The sequence below is a fragment of the Herbaspirillum lusitanum genome (assembly GCF_026127345.1).
GTDB lineage: Bacteria > Pseudomonadota > Gammaproteobacteria > Burkholderiales > Burkholderiaceae_D > Herbaspirillum > Herbaspirillum lusitanum.
The window spans coordinates 161,035-181,280 of the sequence record NZ_QXFG01000009.1; the positions used below are offsets into that span (position 1 = coordinate 161,035).

The 20,246-nt window shown below is 60.1% G+C and carries 21 protein-coding genes; 3 read left to right on the top strand and 18 right to left on the bottom strand.

Annotated elements, in window-relative coordinates; genetic code table 11:
* Positions 1-180: 180 nt before the first annotated feature.
* The 9 genes from DXT88_RS14435 to DXT88_RS14475 all read right to left on the bottom strand — a co-directional run bounded on the left by DXT88_RS14435 (position 181) and on the right by DXT88_RS14475 (position 7,789).
* The gene (locus DXT88_RS14435; protein WP_265214453.1) at positions 181-774 is read right to left on the bottom strand and encodes an RBBP9/YdeN family alpha/beta hydrolase; all 594 of its coding nucleotides are present in this window, start codon (positions 772-774) and stop codon (positions 181-183) included.
* Between the two features lies 1 nt (position 775).
* Entirely contained in the window at positions 776-1,627 is an 852-nt protein-coding gene (locus DXT88_RS14440) for an EAL domain-containing protein (RefSeq protein ID WP_265214454.1), read from the bottom strand.
* Between the two features lie 24 nt (positions 1,628-1,651).
* Positions 1,652-1,867: a TOBE domain-containing protein gene (locus DXT88_RS14445; RefSeq protein WP_007884497.1), complete on the bottom strand. Its 216-nt coding sequence runs from the start codon at positions 1,865-1,867 to the stop codon at positions 1,652-1,654.
* Positions 1,868-1,944: 77 nt separating this feature from the next.
* The gene (locus DXT88_RS14450) at positions 1,945-2,811 is read right to left on the bottom strand and encodes an ATP-binding cassette domain-containing protein (RefSeq protein WP_265214470.1); all 867 of its coding nucleotides are present in this window, start codon (positions 2,809-2,811) and stop codon (positions 1,945-1,947) included.
* 50 nt (positions 2,812-2,861) lie between these two features.
* On the bottom strand, positions 2,862-3,710 hold the full coding sequence (gene ssuC / locus DXT88_RS14455; RefSeq protein WP_265214472.1) for an aliphatic sulfonate ABC transporter permease SsuC: 849 nt from the start codon (positions 3,708-3,710) through the stop codon (positions 2,862-2,864).
* Positions 3,711-3,719: 9 nt separating this feature from the next.
* Positions 3,720-4,895: an FMNH2-dependent alkanesulfonate monooxygenase gene (gene ssuD, locus DXT88_RS14460; protein WP_265214474.1), complete on the bottom strand. Its 1,176-nt coding sequence runs from the start codon at positions 4,893-4,895 to the stop codon at positions 3,720-3,722.
* Between the two features lie 89 nt (positions 4,896-4,984).
* Positions 4,985-5,953, bottom strand: a complete 969-nt coding sequence (locus tag DXT88_RS14465; protein ID WP_265214476.1) for a sulfonate ABC transporter substrate-binding protein — start codon at positions 5,951-5,953, stop codon at positions 4,985-4,987.
* A 121-nt stretch (positions 5,954-6,074) separates the two neighbouring features.
* The gene (gene ssuE, locus DXT88_RS14470) at positions 6,075-6,665 is read right to left on the bottom strand and encodes an NADPH-dependent FMN reductase (protein WP_016835620.1); all 591 of its coding nucleotides are present in this window, start codon (positions 6,663-6,665) and stop codon (positions 6,075-6,077) included.
* Between the two features lie 110 nt (positions 6,666-6,775).
* Positions 6,776-7,789 (bottom strand): sulfate ABC transporter substrate-binding protein, encoded by a 1,014-nt coding sequence (locus DXT88_RS14475; RefSeq protein WP_029363804.1) that lies wholly within the window; start codon positions 7,787-7,789, stop codon positions 6,776-6,778.
* A gap of 415 nt (positions 7,790-8,204) precedes the next feature.
* Here DXT88_RS14475 and DXT88_RS14480 point away from each other — a divergent pair, with 415 nt between their 5' ends.
* Positions 8,205-9,008, top strand: a complete 804-nt coding sequence (locus DXT88_RS14480; protein WP_265214478.1) for an IclR family transcriptional regulator — start codon at positions 8,205-8,207, stop codon at positions 9,006-9,008.
* An 88-nt stretch (positions 9,009-9,096) separates the two neighbouring features.
* On the opposite strand, the gene pbpG is transcribed toward DXT88_RS14480, so the two are convergent.
* Both pbpG and DXT88_RS14490 read right to left on the bottom strand, forming a co-directional pair.
* Positions 9,097-10,215 (bottom strand): D-alanyl-D-alanine endopeptidase, encoded by a 1,119-nt coding sequence (gene pbpG / locus DXT88_RS14485; protein ID WP_265214479.1) that lies wholly within the window; start codon positions 10,213-10,215, stop codon positions 9,097-9,099.
* Positions 10,216-10,728: 513 nt separating this feature from the next.
* Positions 10,729-11,493 (bottom strand): class I SAM-dependent methyltransferase, encoded by a 765-nt coding sequence (locus tag DXT88_RS14490; RefSeq protein ID WP_016835616.1) that lies wholly within the window; start codon positions 11,491-11,493, stop codon positions 10,729-10,731.
* A gap of 135 nt (positions 11,494-11,628) precedes the next feature.
* On the opposite strand from DXT88_RS14490, the gene DXT88_RS14495 reads away from it, so the two are divergent.
* Complete coding sequence (locus DXT88_RS14495) at positions 11,629-12,453, top strand: helix-turn-helix transcriptional regulator (RefSeq protein ID WP_016835615.1); 825 nt, start codon at positions 11,629-11,631, stop codon at positions 12,451-12,453.
* A 6-nt stretch (positions 12,454-12,459) separates the two neighbouring features.
* On the opposite strand, the gene DXT88_RS14500 is transcribed toward DXT88_RS14495, so the two are convergent.
* Both DXT88_RS14500 and DXT88_RS14505 read right to left on the bottom strand, forming a co-directional pair.
* Complete coding sequence (locus tag DXT88_RS14500; RefSeq protein ID WP_265214480.1) at positions 12,460-13,374, bottom strand: DMT family transporter; 915 nt, start codon at positions 13,372-13,374, stop codon at positions 12,460-12,462.
* 63 nt (positions 13,375-13,437) lie between these two features.
* Complete coding sequence (locus DXT88_RS14505; RefSeq protein WP_265214534.1) at positions 13,438-14,280, bottom strand: histone deacetylase family protein; 843 nt, start codon at positions 14,278-14,280, stop codon at positions 13,438-13,440.
* Between the two features lie 340 nt (positions 14,281-14,620).
* Here DXT88_RS14505 and phaP point away from each other — a divergent pair, with 340 nt between their 5' ends.
* Positions 14,621-15,184, top strand: a complete 564-nt coding sequence (gene phaP, locus DXT88_RS14510; protein WP_016835612.1) for a TIGR01841 family phasin — start codon at positions 14,621-14,623, stop codon at positions 15,182-15,184.
* Positions 15,185-15,489: 305 nt separating this feature from the next.
* On the opposite strand, the gene DXT88_RS14515 is transcribed toward phaP, so the two are convergent.
* The 5 genes from DXT88_RS14515 to DXT88_RS14535 form a co-directional block, all read right to left on the bottom strand.
* The gene (locus DXT88_RS14515; RefSeq protein WP_016835611.1) at positions 15,490-16,302 is read right to left on the bottom strand and encodes a competence/damage-inducible protein A; all 813 of its coding nucleotides are present in this window, start codon (positions 16,300-16,302) and stop codon (positions 15,490-15,492) included.
* Between the two features lie 72 nt (positions 16,303-16,374).
* Positions 16,375-17,208 (bottom strand): EI24 domain-containing protein, encoded by an 834-nt coding sequence (locus DXT88_RS14520; protein WP_265214535.1) that lies wholly within the window; start codon positions 17,206-17,208, stop codon positions 16,375-16,377.
* Positions 17,208-18,200 (bottom strand): sterol desaturase family protein, encoded by a 993-nt coding sequence (locus tag DXT88_RS14525; RefSeq protein ID WP_265214536.1) that lies wholly within the window; start codon positions 18,198-18,200, stop codon positions 17,208-17,210. The genes DXT88_RS14520 and DXT88_RS14525 overlap by 1 nt, the downstream gene beginning before the upstream one ends.
* A gap of 45 nt (positions 18,201-18,245) precedes the next feature.
* Positions 18,246-19,022, bottom strand: coding sequence for a polysaccharide deacetylase family protein (locus tag DXT88_RS14530; RefSeq protein WP_265214482.1), 777 nt, complete (start codon positions 19,020-19,022; stop codon positions 18,246-18,248).
* 59 nt (positions 19,023-19,081) lie between these two features.
* Complete coding sequence (locus DXT88_RS14535) at positions 19,082-20,074, bottom strand: YVTN family beta-propeller repeat protein (protein WP_029363801.1); 993 nt, start codon at positions 20,072-20,074, stop codon at positions 19,082-19,084.
* Between the last annotated feature and the right edge of the window lie 172 nt (positions 20,075-20,246).

Genomic DNA, 20,246 nt, shown 5'->3' on the forward strand with positions numbered 1-20,246 from the left:
GTTTGTTTCCCTTCCCGATTTGTGCCTGACGACGCCGGGAACCCCGAAGGGGCTACGAACTTGCGGTCGCCTTTCTTTGCTTACTTTCTTTGGCGAAGCAAAGAAAGTGAGCGGCTGCCGGGCCGCCCCCGGCGAGGTCGTCCGAAGAAAGAAAAAAATTAATGAGAACAGGAAGACAGGTCAGGTAGAGGCCACAGAATTACGGTTACCAACCCGCTTAACCAACTCCGCCAACACCTCCTGCCCAGCCACCCAATCCCCCAACCCCGAAGCAGTATTGATATGCCCCACCGCCCCCGCATTGACAAACTCGGCGCCCCAAACACCAGCCCAATATTCAGCACGTTCGGCAGACATCCAGGGATCGTCGGTGCTGCCGATCACCACTGAAGGAAACGGCAGCCGCACCTGCACCACATCGGCCACTTTGAATTTTTCAGGATCCGCCGGCGCCACCAGCAGTGCACCGACGATCTGACCGGCATCAATCCCCACACGATGCACCGACGTCAGACAGCCAAAGCTGTGCGCAACGATCACGGTAGGACGAACATCCTGCGCCAGCACTTCCTGCAAACGCGCTGACCACACCGGCAAATCGGCAACGTCCCAGCGATCCTGCTCTACCCGCTCGAAGGCCGGATACAGCCGTTGCCAACGCGACTGCCAATGTTCGGGACCGCTGCCGTCAAGTCCCGGCACCACCAACACGCGGAAATCCGCAATGCGTGGAACAACGGAGCTGCCTTGATTGCGTGCGGTCGTCTTGCCCATGTCAGGCCACCTTGCTTTCAGCGTCGGGAAGCGGGAGCGCCAGGATCGATTTCGGCGTATCCCAGAGATAGCCCTGAGCATACACCGGCGTGCCGAGTTTGCCGCCGAAGTCCTGCAACCGGGCGAACACCGCAGGATTCTCAACGCGCTTGAATACCACCCGGATGCCGTGTGCAGCAGCTTGCCGCAGCAACTTCTCGGTGCCCTCTTCATCGGTCAGTTCGCGCGCGTCGACCTTGATCATGTCGGGCTTGACCTTCTCCAGCAAGGCCAGCGCATCGCGTGCATCGGCGGCGCTGATGCCGAGTCGGAAACCGTTGCGCCGGTAGTTGTCCAGCACGTAGTTGAGCAGCCAGCCTTGGTTCTGCGTCACCACCGGCATTTGCAGCACGATCTTGTCATGCGGCAATTCCAGCAGATTGAGGATACGGCGGAAAGCGATGCCGTGATTGCTGTCGACGGCTGCCAGCAAACGCGCATGCACGCTCAGGTGCAGACTGACGTCGTGGTCCACTTGGCGATAAAAATTGATCGAATGCAACATGCGGCACAAGCGATCCAGTTCGACCGACTCGTCATCACTGGCGGCCTGGTCGAGCAGGCGCCACAGATGCAGACCGCTGTCGTCTTCGGAATAGCTGCGCGCAAATCCTTCATGCGCAACGACGGTGGCGTCCGGCGTGCCGGCGCTGCCGAATACGCGTATCGGTTGAAACGCGGAAGTGAGCGTGGTGTTGAAATACTTGCCCTGCGCCCGCCCTTCCGCATCCAGCCAGACCTTGGACTCTTGCCCGCCTGAACCGTCGGGCCCATTGAGGCGGGCAAGATATTTTTCCAGGGCTTGATACTTCATCAATGGCTCCGCGATGAAATCGGATCAGAGCTTGGCGATCGACACTTCGGTCGCCTTGACCAGCGCGACGACTTCGCTGCCGATCACCAGGCCCAGGTCCTTGACCGAGCGTGTGGTGATGACCGATGTGACGATACCGGCTGGTGTTTCGACATCGACTTCGGAGACAACGGAGCCTTCGATGATGGCTTTGACTTTGCCCTTGAATTGATTGCGGACGTTGATGGCTTGAATGGTCATGCTTGACTCCTGGTGGGGTGGAAAACTGCGTTAAAAAATTAAAAACGAAAATAAAAACGAAAACAAAAAATGAAAACTTAAATTGCCCACTGCACCTGATTGACGGTCTTCTGCAGCGAGACATCGCCGAGCGTGCCGTCCGGCGCACTGGCCGGGTGTTGCAGCACGCGCGACAGGATGTACTCTTCCATCTGCGCGAACGCAGGGTTGCCGCGTGCACGCGGACGCGGCAGGTCGATGATTTGGTCGAGCGTGATGTTGCCGTCTTCGATCAGCACCACGCGATCGGCCAGCGCGATCGCTTCCTGTACGTCATGCGTGACCAGCACGGCGGTGAAGCCGCGCTTTTGCCACAGCGATTCGATCAGTTGCTGCATCTCGATGCGGGTCAGCGCATCGAGCGCGCCCAGCGGTTCGTCCAGCAGCAATAATTCGGGGTCGTGCACCAGAGCGCGCGCCAGCGCCACGCGTTGACGCTGGCCGCCGGACAGGACAGCCGGCCATTCGCCGGCGCGTTCTTCCAGACCGACCTGGCGCAGCGCTTGCGAGGCCGACGACAAGGCTGCCTTGGGCAAGCCCAGCGCGACGTTGTTGAGCACGCGTTTCCATGGCAGCAGGCGCGAGTCCTGGAACATGATGCGGGTCTCCGGCTCGAAGCCCGCTTGACGTCCGTCGGCGTCCTTGGCGAAGGCGACTTCGCCGTGGGTGGCGGTTTCCAGTTTGGCGATCAGGCGCAGCAAGGTGCTCTTGCCGCAGCCGCTGCGACCGACGATGGCGACGAATTCGCCGGGCTTGACGTCGAGCGCGACGGCTTTCAGAACTTCGCGACCGGCATAGGATTTCGACAGGCCGTCGATGGCGACGCGCACGCCACGGCTTTGCTTGCCGGCTTGCGCTTCGGCGGCATTCTTTACTTGCGTGGTTTCGACAGGATTGTTTTGCATCGCGACGCCCTTATCCGTTTCTTTGCTGGTTGCTTTGTTGGTTGCCTTGTTCATTGATAACCCGGATGCCAGCGCAGCCAGAATTTTTCCAGGCTGCGCGCCAGCACGTCGGCCAGTTTGCCGAGCAGCGCGTACAGCAGGATGCCGACCAGCACCACATCGGTTTGCAGGAATTCGCGGGCGTTCATGGTCATGTAACCGATGCCGGCTTGCGCCGAGATGGTTTCGGCCACAATCAGCAGCACCCACACCAGGCCGAGCGCAAAACGCACGCCGACCAGGATCGACGGCAACGCGCCGGGCAGGATCACGTCGCGATACAGCGGCCAGCCGGACAAGCCGTAGCTCTTCGCCATTTCGATCAGGCCCTTGTCGACCGAGCGGATGCCGTGGAAAGTATTGAGGTAAATCGGGAAGAACACGCCGACCGACACCAGGAACAGCTTGGAAGTCTCGTCGATGCCGAACCACAGGATCACCAGCGGGATCAGCGCCAGCGCCGGAATATTGCGCACCATCTGCAGCGTGGTGTCGAGCAGCACTTCGGCCTGGCGGAAGGTGCCGGTCAGCAGTCCAAGCAGCAGGCCGAGTCCGCCGCCGACGGCGAAGCCCGAGGCGGCGCGCCCTGTGCTGACGCCCAGATGCGTCCACAACTCGCCCGATACCGACAGGTTCCAGGCTGCGCGCAACACTGCCCACGGCTCGGGCAGGATACGGCTGGACAGCCAGCCCAGTTGCGCTGCGATCTGCCACACCACGATCAGGCCGACCGGCAAGGCCCAGGACAATAATTGCGTGGCGCCAAAACCATTGCTGCTGCCGCTGCCGCTGACGCTACTTTTGGCAGCAGCGATCTTGCGCGGCGTATCGACGGTAGGGCTGGCGATGCTTGTACTCATGACGGCTCCTTAACTCTCCGAAACTTGCTGCGCCGGCTTGGCGACCGGCGGCGGTACGTGGGTGTTGCCGACGATCTCGCCGAACGGGCCGGTCAGGTTGAAGCCGGGCAGCGTTTCCTTCTGCTTGCGCGGCAACAGCGGAAACACCAGTTCGGCAAAGCGATACGATTCTTCCAGATGCGGATAGCCGGACAGGATGAAGGTGTCGATGCCGAGGTCGGCGTATTCTTTCAGGCGTGCCGCCACGGTCGGACCGTCGCCGACCAGCGCGGTGCCGGCGCCGCCGCGCACCAGGCCGACGCCGGCCCAGAGATTCGGGCTGACTTCGAGTTTGTCGCGCTTGCCGCCGTGCAGCGCGGCCATGCGGCGCTGCCCTTCGGAATCCATCTTGGCGAAGGTCTTCTGCGCCTTTTCGATGGTGGCGTCGTCGAGTTTGCTGATGAGCTCGTCGGCGGCGCGCCAGGCGGCTTCCGTGGTTTCACGGACGATCACGTGCAGGCGGATGCCGAAGCGCAGAGTGCGGCCGGCCTTGGCGGCGCGTGCGCGCACGATGGCGATCTTTTCGGCGACAGCTTCGGGCGGTTCGCCCCAGGTCAGGTAGACGTCGACTTGTTCAGCGGCGAGGTCGATCGCTTCGTCCGAGGAGCCGCCGAAATACAGCGGCGGGTATGGCGCCTGTACCGGTGGATAGAGCGCCTTGGCGCCCTTGACGCTGAGGTGCTTGCCTTCGAAATTGGTTTCGCCGCCAGTATGGGTCTTGCTCAGCACATCGCGCCAGATCTTGAGGAACTCATCGGAGATTTCATAGCGCTCCTTGTGGGTGCCGAAGATGCCGTCGCTTTCCTGCTCGGCAGGATCGCCGCCGGTGACGACATTGACCAGCAAGCGGCCACCGGACAGGCGGTCGAAGGTCGCTGCCATGCGCGCCGACAACGTCGGTGCGCTCAGGCCGGGACGCACCGCGACCAGGAATTTCAGTTGCCTGGTTTCACCGATCAGGCTGGCGGCTGTGACCCAGGCGTCTTCACAGGAACGTCCGGTCGGCAGCAGCACGCCGTCATATCCCAAGGTATCGGCGGCGACTGCGACCTGCTTCATGTAGTCATGACTGACCAGGCGACCGCCTTCTGCGGTGCCGAGGTAGCGGCTGTCGCCGTGCGTGGGGATAAACCAGAAAACGTTCATTGCAAACTCCAATCGATATCGGTATCAGGTAAAACCAGCGGCGCGCCGCTCTCTCGAAAGCCGGCGCATCCTTCGTGCGTATTACTTTCTTACTTCAGCACCGCGTCCTTGACGCTGAGTTTTTTCGGGATCAGCTTGAGCTCGAAGAAGGCGTCGGCGATGCGTTGCTGCTCTTCCAGCACCTTGGCGTCGATCGGCCGGAAGATATGTTCATAGCGCTTCAGGCTGATTTCGATGACATCGGTGTCCAGACCCTGGATAGGCGCGAGTTGGGTCGCGGCTTCCTTGGTGTTGGCGCGGATCCATTGGCCTTCCTTGGTGATTTCTTCCAGCAGCACTTTGATGATCGCCGCATTCTTTTCAGCGAACGGACGCGCGCTCAGGAAGAACTGGTGATGGCTGACTGCGCCCACACCGGTTGCCAGGCGACGTGCGCCGATCTGTTTTTCAGCGGCGGCCTGGAACGGATCCCAGATGGCCCACGCGTCGATGGCGCCTTTTTCAAACGCGGCACGGGCATCGGCCGGCGCCAGGTAAACCGGCTGGATATCGCTGTAGCTGAGGCCGGCTTTCTTGAGCAGGGCCACCACCAGCCAGTGCACGTCGGAACCCTTGTTGAAGGCGATCTTCTTGCCCTTCAGTTCGGCCACGCTCTTGATCGGCGAATCCTTTTGCACCAGCAGGCCTTCAGCATCCGGCGTCGGGATTTCATACGCGGTATAGACGAAGTTCGCACCTGCCGCCTGGGCAAACACCGGCGGCGCTTCGCCGACATAGCCGAAGTCGACCGAGCCGACATTCAGCGCTTCCAGCAGTTGCGGCCCGGCCGTGAATTCGGCCCATTTGACTTCCACGCCTTGCGCCTGGAGACGCTTTTCCAGCAAGCCGTGCGCCTTGAGCAGCACCAGCGTGCTGGCGGCTTTTTGATAGCCGATGCGCAGCACTTGCCTGGACTGGGCCGCGGCGAAGTTGCTCACGCCAAGGCCTGCAGCGGCAATGGCCAGAGTGGTCAGCAGGCCGAGGGTACGGCGTCTGGCGGAACGTTGTTGTGCACTCATCTGTTTTCCCGTAACTGTTATTTTGTGAAATTCGGCGTAACAAGGCCCCTCCGCTTCTGCAGCGGATCTTGGGTCTTGCATGGATGACTAATTTGAAGCGGAGCTAGATTCGGAGCTACGCTTAAACGCTACATCGGATTTGCGAAAACGGTACGTCGGTGAATGCTCCCGGCGCGGTTTTGTGCAAGGCCAACAGGCTGCTCGACAGTTGATCGACGCCTTCCTGCACGCGCGCCACGATGGGCGCATCGAGCACCAGGCCGTCCTGCTCCGACCAGATCACTTGTGCTTCGGTCGCGTAAATGCTTGGCAGTACATGCTTGGGCCCCAGCGACGACAGCACCGGACGCAGCGCGTAATCGAGCGCCAGCATGTGCGATTGACTACCGCCGGTCGCCAGCGGCAAGACCAGCTTGTCGGTCAGGCCGAACTGCGGCAACAGGTCGAGGAAAGCCTTGAGCGCACCGCTGTAGGCTGCCTTGTAGACCGGCGTCGCCACGACGACTGCGGAAGCTTCTGCAACGCGGGCCAGCGCGGCCTTGATCTCGGGGTCGTTGAAGTCGGCGCGGATCAACGCCTGTCCAGGCAAATCGCGTACGTCCAGTTTGGAATAGCGGTGCCCGAGCGCAGCCAGCTTTTCGCCGACGTGGTGCAGCAAGCGGGTGGAACGGGACGGAGCGGAAGGACTGCCGGCCAACAAGAGAATCGTCATGGTCAACTCAAAGGGTGAATCAGGTGAATCTGGAGATGATTCCGGAAGCCGTGATGCAGGCTCCCGGAGTTTGGCGCTGAGGGTCGAACTTGTATCGTTACGCCGGGTGCTTACTTCTTGTTCGGTACGTACAACTGATCGAAACTGCCGCCGTCGGAGAAGTGATCCTTCTGGGCCTTCTGCCAACCGCCGAAGGTGTTGTCGACGGTGATCAGGTTGACCTTCGGATATTGCGATGCGTACTTCGCAGCGATCTTCGGGTTGATCGGACGGTAGTAGTTCTTGGCGATGATTTCCTGGCCTTCATCGGAATACAGATACTTCAGGTATTCTTCGGCGACCTTGCGGGTGCCGCGACGATCAACGACTTTGTCGACGATCGATACTGGCGGTTCAGCCAGGATGGAGATCGATGGGGTGATGACGTCGAACTTGTCCGGACCCCATTCTTTCAGCGAGATCAGCGCTTCGTTTTCCCATGCCAGCAGGACGTCGCCCAGGCCGCGTTCAACGAAGCTGATGGTGGCGCCGCGTGCGCCGGAGTCCAGCACCGGCACGTTCTTGAACAGCTTGGAGATGTAATCGCGTGCAGCGGCGTCATTGCCGCCCTTCTTCAGCGCGTAGGCCCATGCCGCGAGGTAGTTCCAGCGTGCGCCGCCCGAAGTCTTCGGATTCGGCGTGATCACCGAGACGCCCGGCTTGATCAGGTCGTCCCAGTCCTTGATTTTCTTGGGGTTGCCCTTGCGCACCAGGAACACGATGGTCGAGGTGTATGGCGAGCTGTTGTGGTCGAGGCGTTTTTGCCAGTCGGCCGGCAGCAGTTTGGCCTTTTCCGAGATTTCGTCGATGTCGTAAGCCAGCGCCAGCGTCACCACGTCTGCGTCGATGCCGTCGATGACGGAGCGTCCCTGTTTGCCGGAACCGCCGTGGGATGCCTTGATGGTCAGGTTGTCGCCGGTCTTGGCCTTCCAGTACTTGGCGAAGGCCTTGTTATAGTCGGCGTAGAGTTCGCGAGTCGGGTCGTAGGAGACATTCAGCAAGGAGATATCCGCAGCGTGCGCCAGCGGCACAACCTGGGAAAACAAGGCTGCCACGGCAACCGACTTGATAAGCTTTTTCAACATGATCTGCATCCCTCTTTGTTCAGTTTTGTTCTGGAGAGCACAGGTTAATGAGGCGGCAAGAAAAAACGAACGAATACTTTCTTCTCTCAATATGCAAAAAACAGATATGCAACAACAAGACTGCCGAATATAGACAGGCGCTGTTCATATCAAATTCGCATAAGGGAATCACCGGCAGCAATATAGCCGGGAGGCATGGATGAATAGGAATTCACGGCGAATCGCAATATCGGCCGTTATGACGCAATCACGGAGCCGGGGCTGCTATCTGTCCCTTGAACACTGTCGCCGCCGTTTCATTTTTTTATCGTAAAACTACCGGCGGCCCCGTAAAACGCCTCGTCCTGGCGCACCGTCTTCTTCTCATTTTCACAATGTGGTATAAAGAACCTATTGCAATGCATCAGAAATCGAGATGAAAAAAGAAGCCCACGACGAGACAGGCGCGATATCGATCCAGGTCATTGAGCGGATGGTGTCCCTGCTGGACGCGCTGGCAATGTATCCGGATCCGGTCAGCCTGAAGGAATTGTCGGCCGCCACCAAGCTGCATCCATCGACGGCCCACCGCATCCTCAACGACCTGGTGGTGAAGCGTTTCGTCGATCGCTCGGAGCCCGGCACCTACCGCCTCGGCATGCGTCTGCTGGAACTCGGCAACATCGTCAAGAGCCGCCTGAGCGTACGCGAAGCCGCACTCGACTTCATGCGCGCCCTGCACCGCAAGACCCATCAGACCATCAACTTGTCGGTGCGCCAGAGCGATGAAATTGTTTATATCGACCGCTCCTTCTCCGAACGCTCGGGCATGCAGGTGGTGCGCGCCATCGGCGGCCGGGCGCCGCTGCATCTGACCTCGACCGGCAAGCTGTTCCTCTCCATCGACGACCCCAAGGCGGTGCGTTCCTATGCCACGCGCACCGGGCTGGCCGGCCACAACAAGAATTCGATTACCGACCTGAGCAAGCTGGAGCGCGAGCTGAGCATGGTGCGCGCGCTTGGCTACGCACGCGACAACGAAGAGCTGGAGCTGGGTGTGCGCTGTATGGCGGCAGGCATCCGCGACGACTCCGGCAAACTGGTCGCTGGACTGTCGATTTCGGCGCCGGCCGATCGCCTGCAGGAAGATTGGGTGGAAGACCTGGTCACGACCGCGGCGCAGATCTCCTCGGCATTGGGCTTCGTGAACCAGCAAAACCTGCAGGATGGCGCGGCGTAATCCGACCGGCGACCCGATGCCGGGACGGGGGCAATAAAAAAGGCGAACCGAGGTTCGCCTTTTTTAATTATCCGGGACTAAATCCGGATCAGCCTTCGTCCGCGCGTGCGCGCAGATTCACGCGGGTCAGGTTCTGCGGCCCCTGCTCGGACAGCCATTTGCGCATACGTGCGGCGTCGCCCACGTGGGACAGCTTGCCCTTGGAATCGAGGAACACCATCACCACCGAACGGCCTTCGATCTTGGTCAGCATGACCAGGCAGTGGCCTGCTTCGTTGATGTAACCGGTTTTTTGCAGGCCGATGTCCCAATCCTTGCTGGCGACCAGGCGGTTGGAGCTGGCGTATTGCAGAGCGTGGCCGCTGGGCTCGACCATGTATTTGGCATCGGTCGAGTATTGGCGAATGATCGGGTAGTTATAAGCTGCAACCACCAGTTTGGCGAGATCGCGTGCGCTGGCGACGTTATTGCTGGAGAGGCCGGTCGAATCCACGTAGTGCGTATCCATCATGCCCAACGAGCGCGCCTTGGCGTTCATCGCGGCGACGAATGCCGGCAGGCCGCCCGGATAATTGCGACCGAGCGCCGATGCAGCGCGATTCTCGGAACTCATCAGTGCAATGTGCAGCATGTCGTCGCGCGACAATTGCGCACCGACGCGCAGGCGGGAACTGCTGTGTTTTTGACGATCGACATCGTCATCGCTGACGGTCAGGATTTCTTCCATGTTCTGGCGCGCTTCAACCACCACCAGCGAAGTCATCAGCTTGGTGACGGAAGCAATCGGCAAGGCGACGGAGGAATTTTTTTCAAACAGGACTTGCGAACTGGCCTGGTCGATTACCAGTGCGACGTTGGAACGCAGCGCCAGCGGATCTTGCGTCAGGTTGAGGCCGGCCATGTCGCCGGCGGTCATGACGGGCGGCACCACCGGAACGGTCGGCATCGCTGCGACGCGCTGATACACCACGCGGCGCCTGCCGTGGACGACGGCGACCTTCTTGACCAGTTTTTCACGGCGGTCCAGCGAAGCTTGAGTGGCCCGCTTGGGCGCGGCGACTGGACGACGATGGACGACGTTCTTCTTGATTACGGCCTTTTTAACGGCGGTTTTCTTGGAATTAGGCGAAGTTTGCGCTTGCACAGAGGAAGTGCCGACCAGGACCAGAAGTGCCGTAGCGACGGCAGCTAGCGCAGATTTGAGCATTGGTGAACCTCCCCCTGATTGATACATACAAGAAACTGTTGGCAGTGTAGCAAACCAAGGGAAAATCGCAAGATAATTAGGTAGTTAGCGCAACTTTTTAAACAACTTTCTTGAAAAATGCGCTTTTTTTAATTTTTAGAAACCCCATGCGACTCTTTTTAACGGTCGCGATACCTCAGATTTGCTATAAACAGACCCGCCAGTACGAAATAAAATCCACAGCATGATACCAGTGTAACGCCACCTCCAGCCAGTCCATCGCGATAACAGAGGCGAATATCGGGACCAGATGAACGCATTGCAACGCACTCGCGGACCCGATGCGGACGAAGCCGTAATTGCACACCAGCGTCGCCAGGATACTTGGGGGGAAACAGTCAGATAAAGAACACCGCTCACACTACCTGATTGAGCGGTATAACGAACCTCCCCCCGCCTCCGTTGACGAGCATCAGCAAAGTGAATGCAAACAGCCCGAGCGCACATGGGGTCCAGTATATTCTCGGGCGTGCTTTAAATCGGCTTGATCGCTTCCACCAGCACGGTATCGATGTCGAAGGAATAGTCTTCCGCCACGTTGAAGTAAGCGCGCACCTCTACCGGCGCGGCGCGCCACAGCGACTTGATGGCGACGATGTGTTCCGGCGAGGTGCGCATGCGTGCGACCCATGAGGCGAATTCCAGCGTCAGTTTCCAACTCTTGGAAAATTCGACCTGCAGGCCGGTCTGCGCAATCAGTTTTTTCCACGACGACAGGCTGACGTTGCGCACGTGCGAGGTGTCGCGCAGCAGTTCGATGCCCTGCATGTAGGTGTCGGCCAGCACATCGGCCGGCGCTGCGGTGTCGATCACCACAAAGCGACCGCCCGGCTTCAGCACGCGCGCGGCTTCCTGCAAGGCCTGCGGCAGATTGCGCCAGTGATGCGCGCTGAAACGCGTACAAACGACGTCGAATGAGGCATCGGCGAACGGCAGGCGGTCGGCGCTGCCCTGCTGCACTTCAATATTCGATAATTTGCGTTCGACGGCGGCGGCGCGCACCACTTCCAGCATCTGCGCCGACAAATCGTAGGCGACCACTTGTGCGGCGAACGGCGCCGTGGCGAAACTGGCGTGGCCGCCGCCGCAGCCCAGATCCAGCACGCGGGCGTGCGGATAGGCTGCGGCATACGCCGCGAGGTCTTGCAAATCCGCACCCTGCGCGTGGACAGCGCTGGTCAGATACGAGGCGGCGGTAGTGCCGAATTGTTCGGAAATCACTTCATTGTGGCTACGCATTCCTGGCTCCCTGGGTTGATATGTTCACGTGGTGATTGAGTGGCTGGAGACGCAAGTTTAGTTGTTCTGTATCCTGGTACAAGTTCACCATTTATACTATTACCAAAACCAACAGCCTCAACCTCCCCTTTCGCCATGCCATCCGACGACGCCAGACAGGACAAGACTCTCAAACCCGATATCAAGCGCAAAGCACTCGGCGAGTTCATCAAATCGCAGCGCGAGCAGATCTCGCCGACGCTGGCCGGACTCGGCCATCTGTCGCACGGCACCCGACGCCGCACGCCGGGCTTGCGACGCGAGGAAGTGGCGCAGCTGTGCGGCATCAGCGTGACCTGGTACACCTGGATAGAACAAGGCCGCACCGATTCGATCTCGCCGCAAGCGCTGGCGCGTATCGCCGATGCCCTGCACCTGCCGCGCGCCAAACGCACCTATTTGTTTGAACTGGCGGAAAAGAAGGATCCGGTGCATCAGGAGGATCACACCGAAAGCATCGCGCCGGAAATTCTCGATGTCGTGCGCAGCATCCGCCAACCGGCGTATGTGCTGGACCGCTACTGGAACGCACTGGCCTGCAACGCGCCGGCTCGCAAGCTGTTCACGGGCTGGCTCACTGCCGGCAGCGAATATGGCAACCTGCTGTTTTTCACGTTTTGCACGACGGCCTCGCAAGAACTGATCACCGATTGGGAACAGCGCGCACGCCGCCTGGTCGCGGAGTTTCGGGCCGATTGCGGCCAGTACCTGGACGATCCGCAGATCAAGACGATGGTGGAAGAATTATCGGCGCGCAGTGCGCTGTTCAAGCGCGCCTGGAGCCTGCAGGATGTGGTCGAACGCGAAGGCGGCAAGCGCCTGTTCCGCCATCCCGTACAGGGCGAGCTGACTTACCAGCAGGTGAATTTCCGTGTGGCGAACCGGCCGGATCTGAAGCTGATTACCTTGATGCCCGTCTGAACGAAACTACTTGCGCACCACGAAAGCGACGCCGATCACGGCTACCACCATGCCGATGATGCCGACCAGGCTGAAGACTTCGCCGAACATCAGCCAGGCCATCACGGCAGTGGTCGGCGGCGTCAGGTACAGCAGGCTGGTGACGGCCGTCGCCGCGCTGCGCCGGATCAGCGCGAACAGCAGGAAGATGGCGCCGATCGACAAGGCCAGCACCGACCACAGCAAGGCGCCGATGAACTGCGGCGTCCACGCGACCGCATGTAGACTCAGGTCGAAGTCTTCCAGGAAAATCGCAAACGGCAGCACCACCAGCAACGACGCCACGAACTGCACGATGGTGCCGGTGCGCAGGTCGAAGTGCGGGCAGAAGCGTTTCTGATACAGCGTGCCGATGGTGATCGTCACCAGCGCCATGACGCACAGGGAAATCGCTTGCCACGACAAGCCGATCAGTGAAATCTTGTTGGCCACCACCAGCCCGACGCCGCACAAACCGAGCCCCAATCCCAGCCATTGGCGTCCCTTGACGCGCTCGCCGACGAAGGGTGCGGCGAATGCAGTGAGCACCGGTTGCATGCCGACGATCAACGCGGTCAACCCGGCCGGCATGCCCATCTTGATGGCGCTCCACACGCCCGCCAGATAGGCCGCATGCAACAACACGCCGGCCACGGCGATGTGTCCGATCTGCCGTCCTTGCGGCCACGGCGCGCGCAGCACCAGCACCAGCGGCACCAGGACAATCAGCACACCGGCGAAGCGCAGCACCAGGAAAGTCAGCGGCGGCGCGTACGGCAGGCCGAACTTGGCGACGATGAAGCCGGTGCTCCAGATCAGCACGAAGGCCAGCGGAACGAAATTGAGCAGCAAGGGATTCCAGGAGCGTTTGTCCTGGGCGGCGCCGGCGGCGATGCGAATCATAGTTATCCAAAACACACTGCGGGAGGTCTGCGCGGAAGCGGGGTGAAAATCCTGGCTCCGGGTTCAATTCCAGTCGGCAGCGTATCGACTGGCTAGCGTTATTGTTTGTACGTGGACGGCGACGGTGTCTTCGATGTTTTTTCCGTAACCGCCCGCCATCGTAACCGCGATCGGAATTCTTTGCTGACGACCCAGTTCGAACACCAGCGTGTCGCGCGCCGCCAGGCCGTCCATGCTCAGTTTCATGCGCCCGAGCCGGTCGCCTTCGTGCGGATCGGCGCCGGCCAGGTAGATGATGAGTTGCGGAGCGAAGCGCGCCATCAGTTGCGCCAGCGCCGCCTCCAATGCAGCCAGGTAGTCGGCATCGCCAACGCCGTCGGGCAAGGCGACGTCGAGGTCGCTGCGTTCTTTTTCGAATGGATAGTTGCGTTCGCCGTGCAGCGACAAGGTGAACACCGAATCGTCCTTCGCCAGAATCGATGCGGTGCCGTTGCCCTGATGGACGTCGAGGTCGACGATCGCCACGCGCGCGGCGCGGCGTTCGGCTTGCATCAGGCGCGACGCCACGGCGGCGTCATTGAACACGCAAAATCCGGCGCCGCGATCGGCATAAGCGTGATGCGTGCCACCGGCCAGATTGATTGCGACGCCCTGCTCCAAAGCGCTGCGGCAAGCGGCAATGGTGGCGCCGGCGGACCGGCGCGAACGCTCGACCATTTCCGGCGACCAGGGGAAGCCGATGTCCTTTTGCACCTGCTCCGGCAAGGCGCCGCGCGAGACCAGATCGACATAGCGCGGATGATGCGCCAGCGCCAGCACGCCGTCGGTGGCTGCCTGGGCTTCATGGAATTCCAGATCCGCCACTGCACGCGCGGCGCCCTCGCGGATGAGGCGATACTTGATCATCGGGAAACGATGTCCGACCGGCAGCGGCAGGACGAAATGGTCGCTGTAGTAGGCTCTCAAACATTGACTTTCAATAGGCATTCAGCAGCTTGATGCGGACGCCGATACAGGCCTGATGCAAGACTGAAGCGGCCCCAAAAAAAACCGACTCGGGAGTATGTGTGACATCTGCGGGAAATGCGCCACAATCTTTTTGAAAATCGTCGGCAAACCTATTGACATGCCGGTGTTTTCACCTAAAATCCGAATTGTGCACCGCACAAAAGAGTGTCCAACAATAGCGTGCATTTCCCTGCCCCATTCCATTCAATCTTGATATCGGACCAAAGGACTACGCAAAATGACGACTCTCACCGAACAATTCTCCGCCGCAACCAAAGCGAACTTCGAAGCGCAAATCGCACTGTTTAGCCAGTTTGCCAACAAGACCTTCGAGGGCGTCGAAAAGCTGGTCGACCTGAACCTGAAAGCCACCAAGTCTTCCCTGGAAGAAACGCGCGAAGCGACACAGAAGCTGCTGACCGCAAAGGATGCGCAAGAATTCTTTTCATTCTCGAGCGCGCAGGCTCAGCCTACCGTCGAAAAGAGCCTGGCTTATGGCCGCCATCTGGCCGGCATCGTGTCCACCACGCAAGCGGAACTGACCAAGACCGCCGAAGCGCAACTGGCGGAGGTCAACCGCAAGGTGATTTCGCTGATCGACGAGGCCTCCAAGAACGCCCCGGCCGGTTCGGAAAACGCGATCACTTTCGTCAAGACAACCATCGGCAACTTCAACGCCGGCTACGAGCAATTCACCAAGAGCGCCAAACAAGCGAGCGAAGCACTGGAAGCCAACGTCTCCAGCGCCGTCGATCAGCTGTCGCAGGCAACCGTAAAAGCAACAAGCCGCAGCAAGAAATAATTTCAACGAATAATTCGAGCCTGAACAACACCCGGGCAGACAATATTCGTTATGATGATTGCTCTGCCCCGGTTTGCTTTACTGGTTTGTTGACACAGTTGTAACGCTGCAAGATTTCTGCAAGTGGTTGCAAGTAGTGCTTGTGCAATACCCGTTATTCAGCAATGAGGCGTATCCCCGTTCTACCCGTAGCGCCTCAGAGCAATCCTTGTCTCCTCGGTATCTGATTTCCTCCTAAGATACCGTTTCTGATGCCTCGGTGAGCCGGGGCATTTTTTTGCCCACGGCATCATCTCCGACTCAGTTCAGTTTCCACTTGCCTGCTGGTAATCCGCCTTCAACTGGCGCAGGCCCTCTTCCATCTTGCGGAAAGCATCTTCCACCTGCGCTGGTTCTCCTTTGACCCCGAGGTCGATGTGGCGGCGCGTCTTGTCGTCGCCGACATGCGGCAAGCTGAATACCTTCACGAGCGCAAACTCCGCCTCGATGGCTTCCATGAGCGGCGTCAGCGTCGACTCCGGCATGTCGAATACCAGCACCGACTTTTCCGCACGCGCGACGCGGTGGAACAAGTGCGCATAGTGCGTATCGAGCACCCATTCAAACATCGGCCACGCCATCACCGGAAAGCCCGGCGCGAAATAATGCGCGCCCTCGCCGCTGACGTTCGGCACAAAGAAGCCGGGGATCTTGTTGAACGGATTGGGAATGATCGAGGAGCCGACCGGAAACTCGCCCATCTTCAGGCGATGCAGGTTTTCCGGCGCGTCGAACACCGGAGTGATGCCGGCCTCGCGCGCGGTATCGGCGATGCGTTCCTGGATTTTGACCTTGGCGTCAGCGTGCAGCGCGAGCTCGACGCCCAGCGCCGCCGCCGCGCACTGGCGCGTGTGATCGTCCGGTGTGGCGCCGATGCCGCCGGTGCAAAACACGATATCTTCGCTGGCGAAGGTGCGCCTGAGAGTGTTGGTGATACGTTCAGGATCGTCGCCGACGTATTCGGCCCAGGCCAGTTGCAGGCCGCGTGCCGTGAGCAATTCAAGTACTTTGGGGAAATGCTTGTCGACGCGTTTTCCGGAAAGGATTTCGTCGCCGATGATGATGAGTCCGATAGCCATAAATATCCGTTCGCTTCTGCTGGTGGTAACCCGGAATTATGCCCTGATCCGGATAATCCGGCTGCGCCCGGCTCAGTTGCCGGCGGAAGAAGCGGAAACCGTGTCGGCGTTCGTCGCAGCGCGCAGGCTGCTCAACGCTTCCAGGCAATAGTATTGGAACCACAACCCCGTGAAGACGAACACCAGCACGTACAGCCAGATTGCACCTGCCGCCAGTATCGGAAAGAAAATCACAGACAGCGCGCCGCCCAGCCACAGCAGCGTAGGCGCAGCGCCCATGGTGCCGGCGATGGCGCCGACCAGCAGCAGCGGCCAGCGATGCGCATGCAGAATCGCGCGGCGTTCTTCGGGCGTGGCGTAGTCGGCCAACGTGTCGTACGCCATCACGCGATACGTCAGCCAGCCCCACAGCAACGGATGGATCACGAACGCCAGCGGCGGGAAAATCGACAACGGCAAGGTCACGATCCAGCCGAACACGAACACCGCAAAGCACCACAGCGAGGTCCACAGGCTGCCCGCCACCGAACCGCCGTGACGCTGTTCGAGATGCGCATAGTGACGGCCGCCGACGTGGCGTGCGATCGCCGGCACCGCCCACAAGCCGACGAACACCAGCGCCGTCAGGATCATCAGCGGCAGCAAGGCCCACATGGCGATCAGCGGCACGATGACCGTCTTGAGCGCACCCATGTTGAACCAGCTGAGAATCGAGCCGGCTACGCCGAAGCCGTTGTGGCCGACGAAGTAATCCTGCAGCCAGTCGATCATCGGCTGCAGGCCGAGCCACAGCGCCACGCCCCAGAGAACGATGGACATCACGAACGGCAGCACCGTCAGCAACAGCATGCGGATATGCAGCTGCGACAGCAGCGCGCGCCCGAAGGAGATGGTCATCAGGCGCATCAGCGCGCCGCCTTGCGGGAAAATTCGACGATGCGCTTCAAGCCCAGCCATTGCTGCGCCCAGAAGCCGCGGCCATAATTGCGCCCCTTGCCGGCCGGCGGCGGCAACTGATCGCGCACGCCGGTCATGGCGAAGCCGGAGCCGGCGCCGACATGGCGCGTGCGGAACAGCACGTCCCAGATCGGAAACAGCACCGCGAAATTATGACCGCCCAGCGAATTCTTGCCGCGGCTTTCGTGGCCGATGCCGATCGCGTGATGCAGGCGGTGGAAGCGCGGAGAGACCAGCAGCCATTCGCCGATGCGGCCGAAATGAATACGCACGTTGGCATGTTGCAGACTTTGCAGCATGCGCGACGCCGACACCAGCAGGATGTATTGTCCGGGCTGCACACCGATGGCCAGCGCCACGATGCCCATCAGGACATCGCGCACCAGGTCGTCGAGCAGATGGTTGCGGTCGTCGCTCCACAGGTTCATGTTTTCCTGGCTGTGATGCAGGCTGTGCAAGGCCCACAGCCAGCGCACGCCATGTTGCGCGCGGTGATACCAGTAATCGCAGAAATCCAGCACGATCAGGTACAGCAGGAAACTCACCAGGGCCTGGTCGGTCACGCCCGGCCAGACATCGTCGAGATTGAACGTGCCCCAGCCTTCCCAATGCAGGAATTCGCTGAGAGTGGACATGAGCGGATCGAGCAGAAAAAACACCAGGATCGAGAACGCGCCGAGACGATGCAAGGCGGTGTAGATGAAGTCATTCCAGCGCGCGCGCCGGTCGGTGAATGCATGCACCGGAATCCACGCCTCCAGCGGCCGCAAGATGATGAACAGCACGGCCAGCTCACACACGCCGACCAGAAACCATTCGGTGCCGGTGAACGCCTCTTCGACGAATTCGCCCAAGCCAAGCATGAACACCATCGGTTGGACGATGGTTTCGAACAACCATCCCTGGACGGTGGCGAACAAATCGGAAAATGCCTGAATCATGTGCATCATGATGATTGCCTGGATAAACGCTGCGCTGGTGGGTGCTTACTTGATGACGGCGGTTTGCTGCTTGTCGAGCGCGGCCCGGTAAGCCGGATGTTCGCGCAAGGTGGCGAAGCAGAAGCCCTTCTGTTCCAGCCCGGAAATCAGCGGCTCCAGCACGGCCGGCGCCCATGGATCCTTGCGCGACCAGATGCCCAGATGCGCCATGACGATATCGCCGTCTTTCAGCTTGCGCAAGGCTTGTTGCAGCAGCATGGCGTTGGGCCATTTTTCGCTGGGCAACTCGTCGCCGGAGAAGCCGGCTTCGGCCCACGCCACATGAGAATACCCGCAAGCGCGCCCTGCCGCCAGCAGTTGCGGCGTCAGCTTGCCGCCCGGCGCGCGCCACAGATGATCGAGCGTAGCGCCGGTCAGCTCCTTGAAGCGGTCCGCCACACGCTGCAGCTCGCCGCAATACTGGGCCGCGCTCCAGACCTGCTTCTTGCCCGCGTGCGCGCCGAATTGCGGTTTGACCTCGATGCGGCCGTCAGGCAGGTCGCGCTGGACGTAGACATGGTCGAAGGTGTGCGTACCGAAAGCATGGCCTTCGGCGACGCGTGCTTTCCAGTACGGCGCCCAGGCCGGATCGAGCGTGTAATCGCCGTTGATGGTTTTTTCATTGGCGAGGAAGAACGTTGCCTTGATGTGATGCTTGTTGAGCGTCTGTGCGATGAACTCGGCTTGCGACTGGCTGCCGGTGTCGAAACTGAGGTAAATGGTGCCCTTGCAGGACCTCGCACTATCGGTCGCCGCCTGCGCCGGCCAGATCGCGATCGCCATCGCGCACAATGCGGCGATCCGACCGAGGCAAGAGGACGCGACTGGCAGCGGCTTCCGCATCAGAGGTCGGCAGCCCGATTGATGAAGTAGATGCCGTGCGGAGAACGCCCGACCGGGATGATTTTCGTGATCTTCTTGCTGGCCAGGTCGATCACGGCGACCTTCTTGACCCAGCGCAGCGTGACCCACATGGTCTTGCCGTCGTCGGTGACTTCCATGCAATCCGGGCCGCCCGGCACGGAAATGACGCCGACGCTTTCCAATGTCTGCAGGTCGAGGATGTTGATGGTGTTGGAGACGCGGTTCGAGACATAGACGTAGCGCTTGTCGCCGTGGGCGCGGAAGTTGTGCGCGCCTTCACCGGTACGGATGGTCTTGACGGTCTTTTGCGTGCGCCAGTCGATTACCTGCACGTAGTCTTTGCCCATGATGCCGACCAGCAGGTACTTGTTGTCCGGCGTCATGAAAATACCGGCAGGCAACTTGCCGACCGGCATGGTCCATTTGACCTGCTGCGTGGCCAGGTCGATGGCGCTGATCTCGTTGCTGCCCTGCTGGGTGATGAACGCCGTGGTGCTGGCCGCATCGAAGGCGATATGGCTCGGCGTCTTCGCCAGGCGCACGCGCTTGGCCAGGTCGAGGTTATGACCGTCGTAGCGATACACGTCGACGCGATCCAGGCGCAACCCGTTGGCGATGAACCATTTCTGGTCCGGGGAGAAGCCGATCTGGTACGGATCGATGATGCCGCGCAACTGACGCTGCACTTCGCCGGTCTTCGGGTCCAGGAAAATCAGCTGGTTGCCGGTGGCGCTGGCGACGATGAGCGACTTGTTGTCGGGCGTCGCCATCAGGTGATGCGGCTCCTTGCCGACCGAGAAAGTGTTGATTTCCTTGTAAGTCGACTGATCCAGCAATGTCACCGTGGCATCGCCGGAATTAAGGACCACCACCACGTTCGCAGACGCCGGCGCAGAAACAGCGATGACGGCAGACAACGCACACAGCGCCAGAAGGGAGAGCCGGGAAAACCGGCCAAAACTATGCAGCATGAAGAACTTTACTTAAAAAAATGCGATCTTACCGTGCATGAAATCCGTAACAAATCCGTAAAAAAAGCACGCCCCAGGATACCTAACGCTTGTGATGCCGATTTGGCTGACACGGGTGGTGTCGATCCCGGTGTTTTGCGGTGTTTTGGTTTACACTGCGACCAACCCCGTT

Bases quoted from the DNA above. Each gene is read 5' to 3' on its own strand.
- DXT88_RS14435 (WP_265214453.1), bottom strand. From the start codon at position 774: ATGGGCAAGACGACCGCACGCAATCAAGGCAGCTCCGTTGTTCCACGC.
- DXT88_RS14440 (WP_265214454.1), bottom strand. From the start codon at position 1,627: ATGAAGTATCAAGCCCTGGAAAAATATCTTGCCCGCCTCAATGGGCCC.
- DXT88_RS14445 (WP_007884497.1), bottom strand. From the start codon at position 1,867: ATGACCATTCAAGCCATCAACGTCCGCAATCAATTCAAGGGCAAAGTC.
- DXT88_RS14450 (WP_265214470.1), bottom strand. From the start codon at position 2,811: ATGCAAAACAATCCTGTCGAAACCACGCAAGTAAAGAATGCCGCCGAA.
- ssuC (WP_265214472.1), bottom strand. From the start codon at position 3,710: ATGAGTACAAGCATCGCCAGCCCTACCGTCGATACGCCGCGCAAGATC.
- ssuD (WP_265214474.1), bottom strand. From the start codon at position 4,895: ATGAACGTTTTCTGGTTTATCCCCACGCACGGCGACAGCCGCTACCTC.
- DXT88_RS14465 (WP_265214476.1), bottom strand. From the start codon at position 5,953: ATGAGTGCACAACAACGTTCCGCCAGACGCCGTACCCTCGGCCTGCTG.
- ssuE (WP_016835620.1), bottom strand. From the start codon at position 6,665: ATGACGATTCTCTTGTTGGCCGGCAGTCCTTCCGCTCCGTCCCGTTCC.
- DXT88_RS14475 (WP_029363804.1), bottom strand. From the start codon at position 7,789: ATGTTGAAAAAGCTTATCAAGTCGGTTGCCGTGGCAGCCTTGTTTTCC.
- DXT88_RS14480 (WP_265214478.1), top strand. From the start codon at position 8,205: ATGAAAAAAGAAGCCCACGACGAGACAGGCGCGATATCGATCCAGGTC.
- pbpG (WP_265214479.1), bottom strand. From the start codon at position 10,215: ATGCTCAAATCTGCGCTAGCTGCCGTCGCTACGGCACTTCTGGTCCTG.
- DXT88_RS14490 (WP_016835616.1), bottom strand. From the start codon at position 11,493: ATGCGTAGCCACAATGAAGTGATTTCCGAACAATTCGGCACTACCGCC.
- DXT88_RS14495 (WP_016835615.1), top strand. From the start codon at position 11,629: ATGCCATCCGACGACGCCAGACAGGACAAGACTCTCAAACCCGATATC.
- DXT88_RS14500 (WP_265214480.1), bottom strand. From the start codon at position 13,374: ATGATTCGCATCGCCGCCGGCGCCGCCCAGGACAAACGCTCCTGGAAT.
- DXT88_RS14505 (WP_265214534.1), bottom strand. From the start codon at position 14,280: ATGATCAAGTATCGCCTCATCCGCGAGGGCGCCGCGCGTGCAGTGGCG.
- phaP (WP_016835612.1), top strand. From the start codon at position 14,621: ATGACGACTCTCACCGAACAATTCTCCGCCGCAACCAAAGCGAACTTC.
- DXT88_RS14515 (WP_016835611.1), bottom strand. From the start codon at position 16,302: ATGGCTATCGGACTCATCATCATCGGCGACGAAATCCTTTCCGGAAAA.
- DXT88_RS14520 (WP_265214535.1), bottom strand. From the start codon at position 17,208: ATGCGCCTGATGACCATCTCCTTCGGGCGCGCGCTGCTGTCGCAGCTG.
- DXT88_RS14525 (WP_265214536.1), bottom strand. From the start codon at position 18,200: ATGATTCAGGCATTTTCCGATTTGTTCGCCACCGTCCAGGGATGGTTG.
- DXT88_RS14530 (WP_265214482.1), bottom strand. From the start codon at position 19,022: ATGGCGATCGCGATCTGGCCGGCGCAGGCGGCGACCGATAGTGCGAGG.
- DXT88_RS14535 (WP_029363801.1), bottom strand. From the start codon at position 20,074: ATGCTGCATAGTTTTGGCCGGTTTTCCCGGCTCTCCCTTCTGGCGCTG.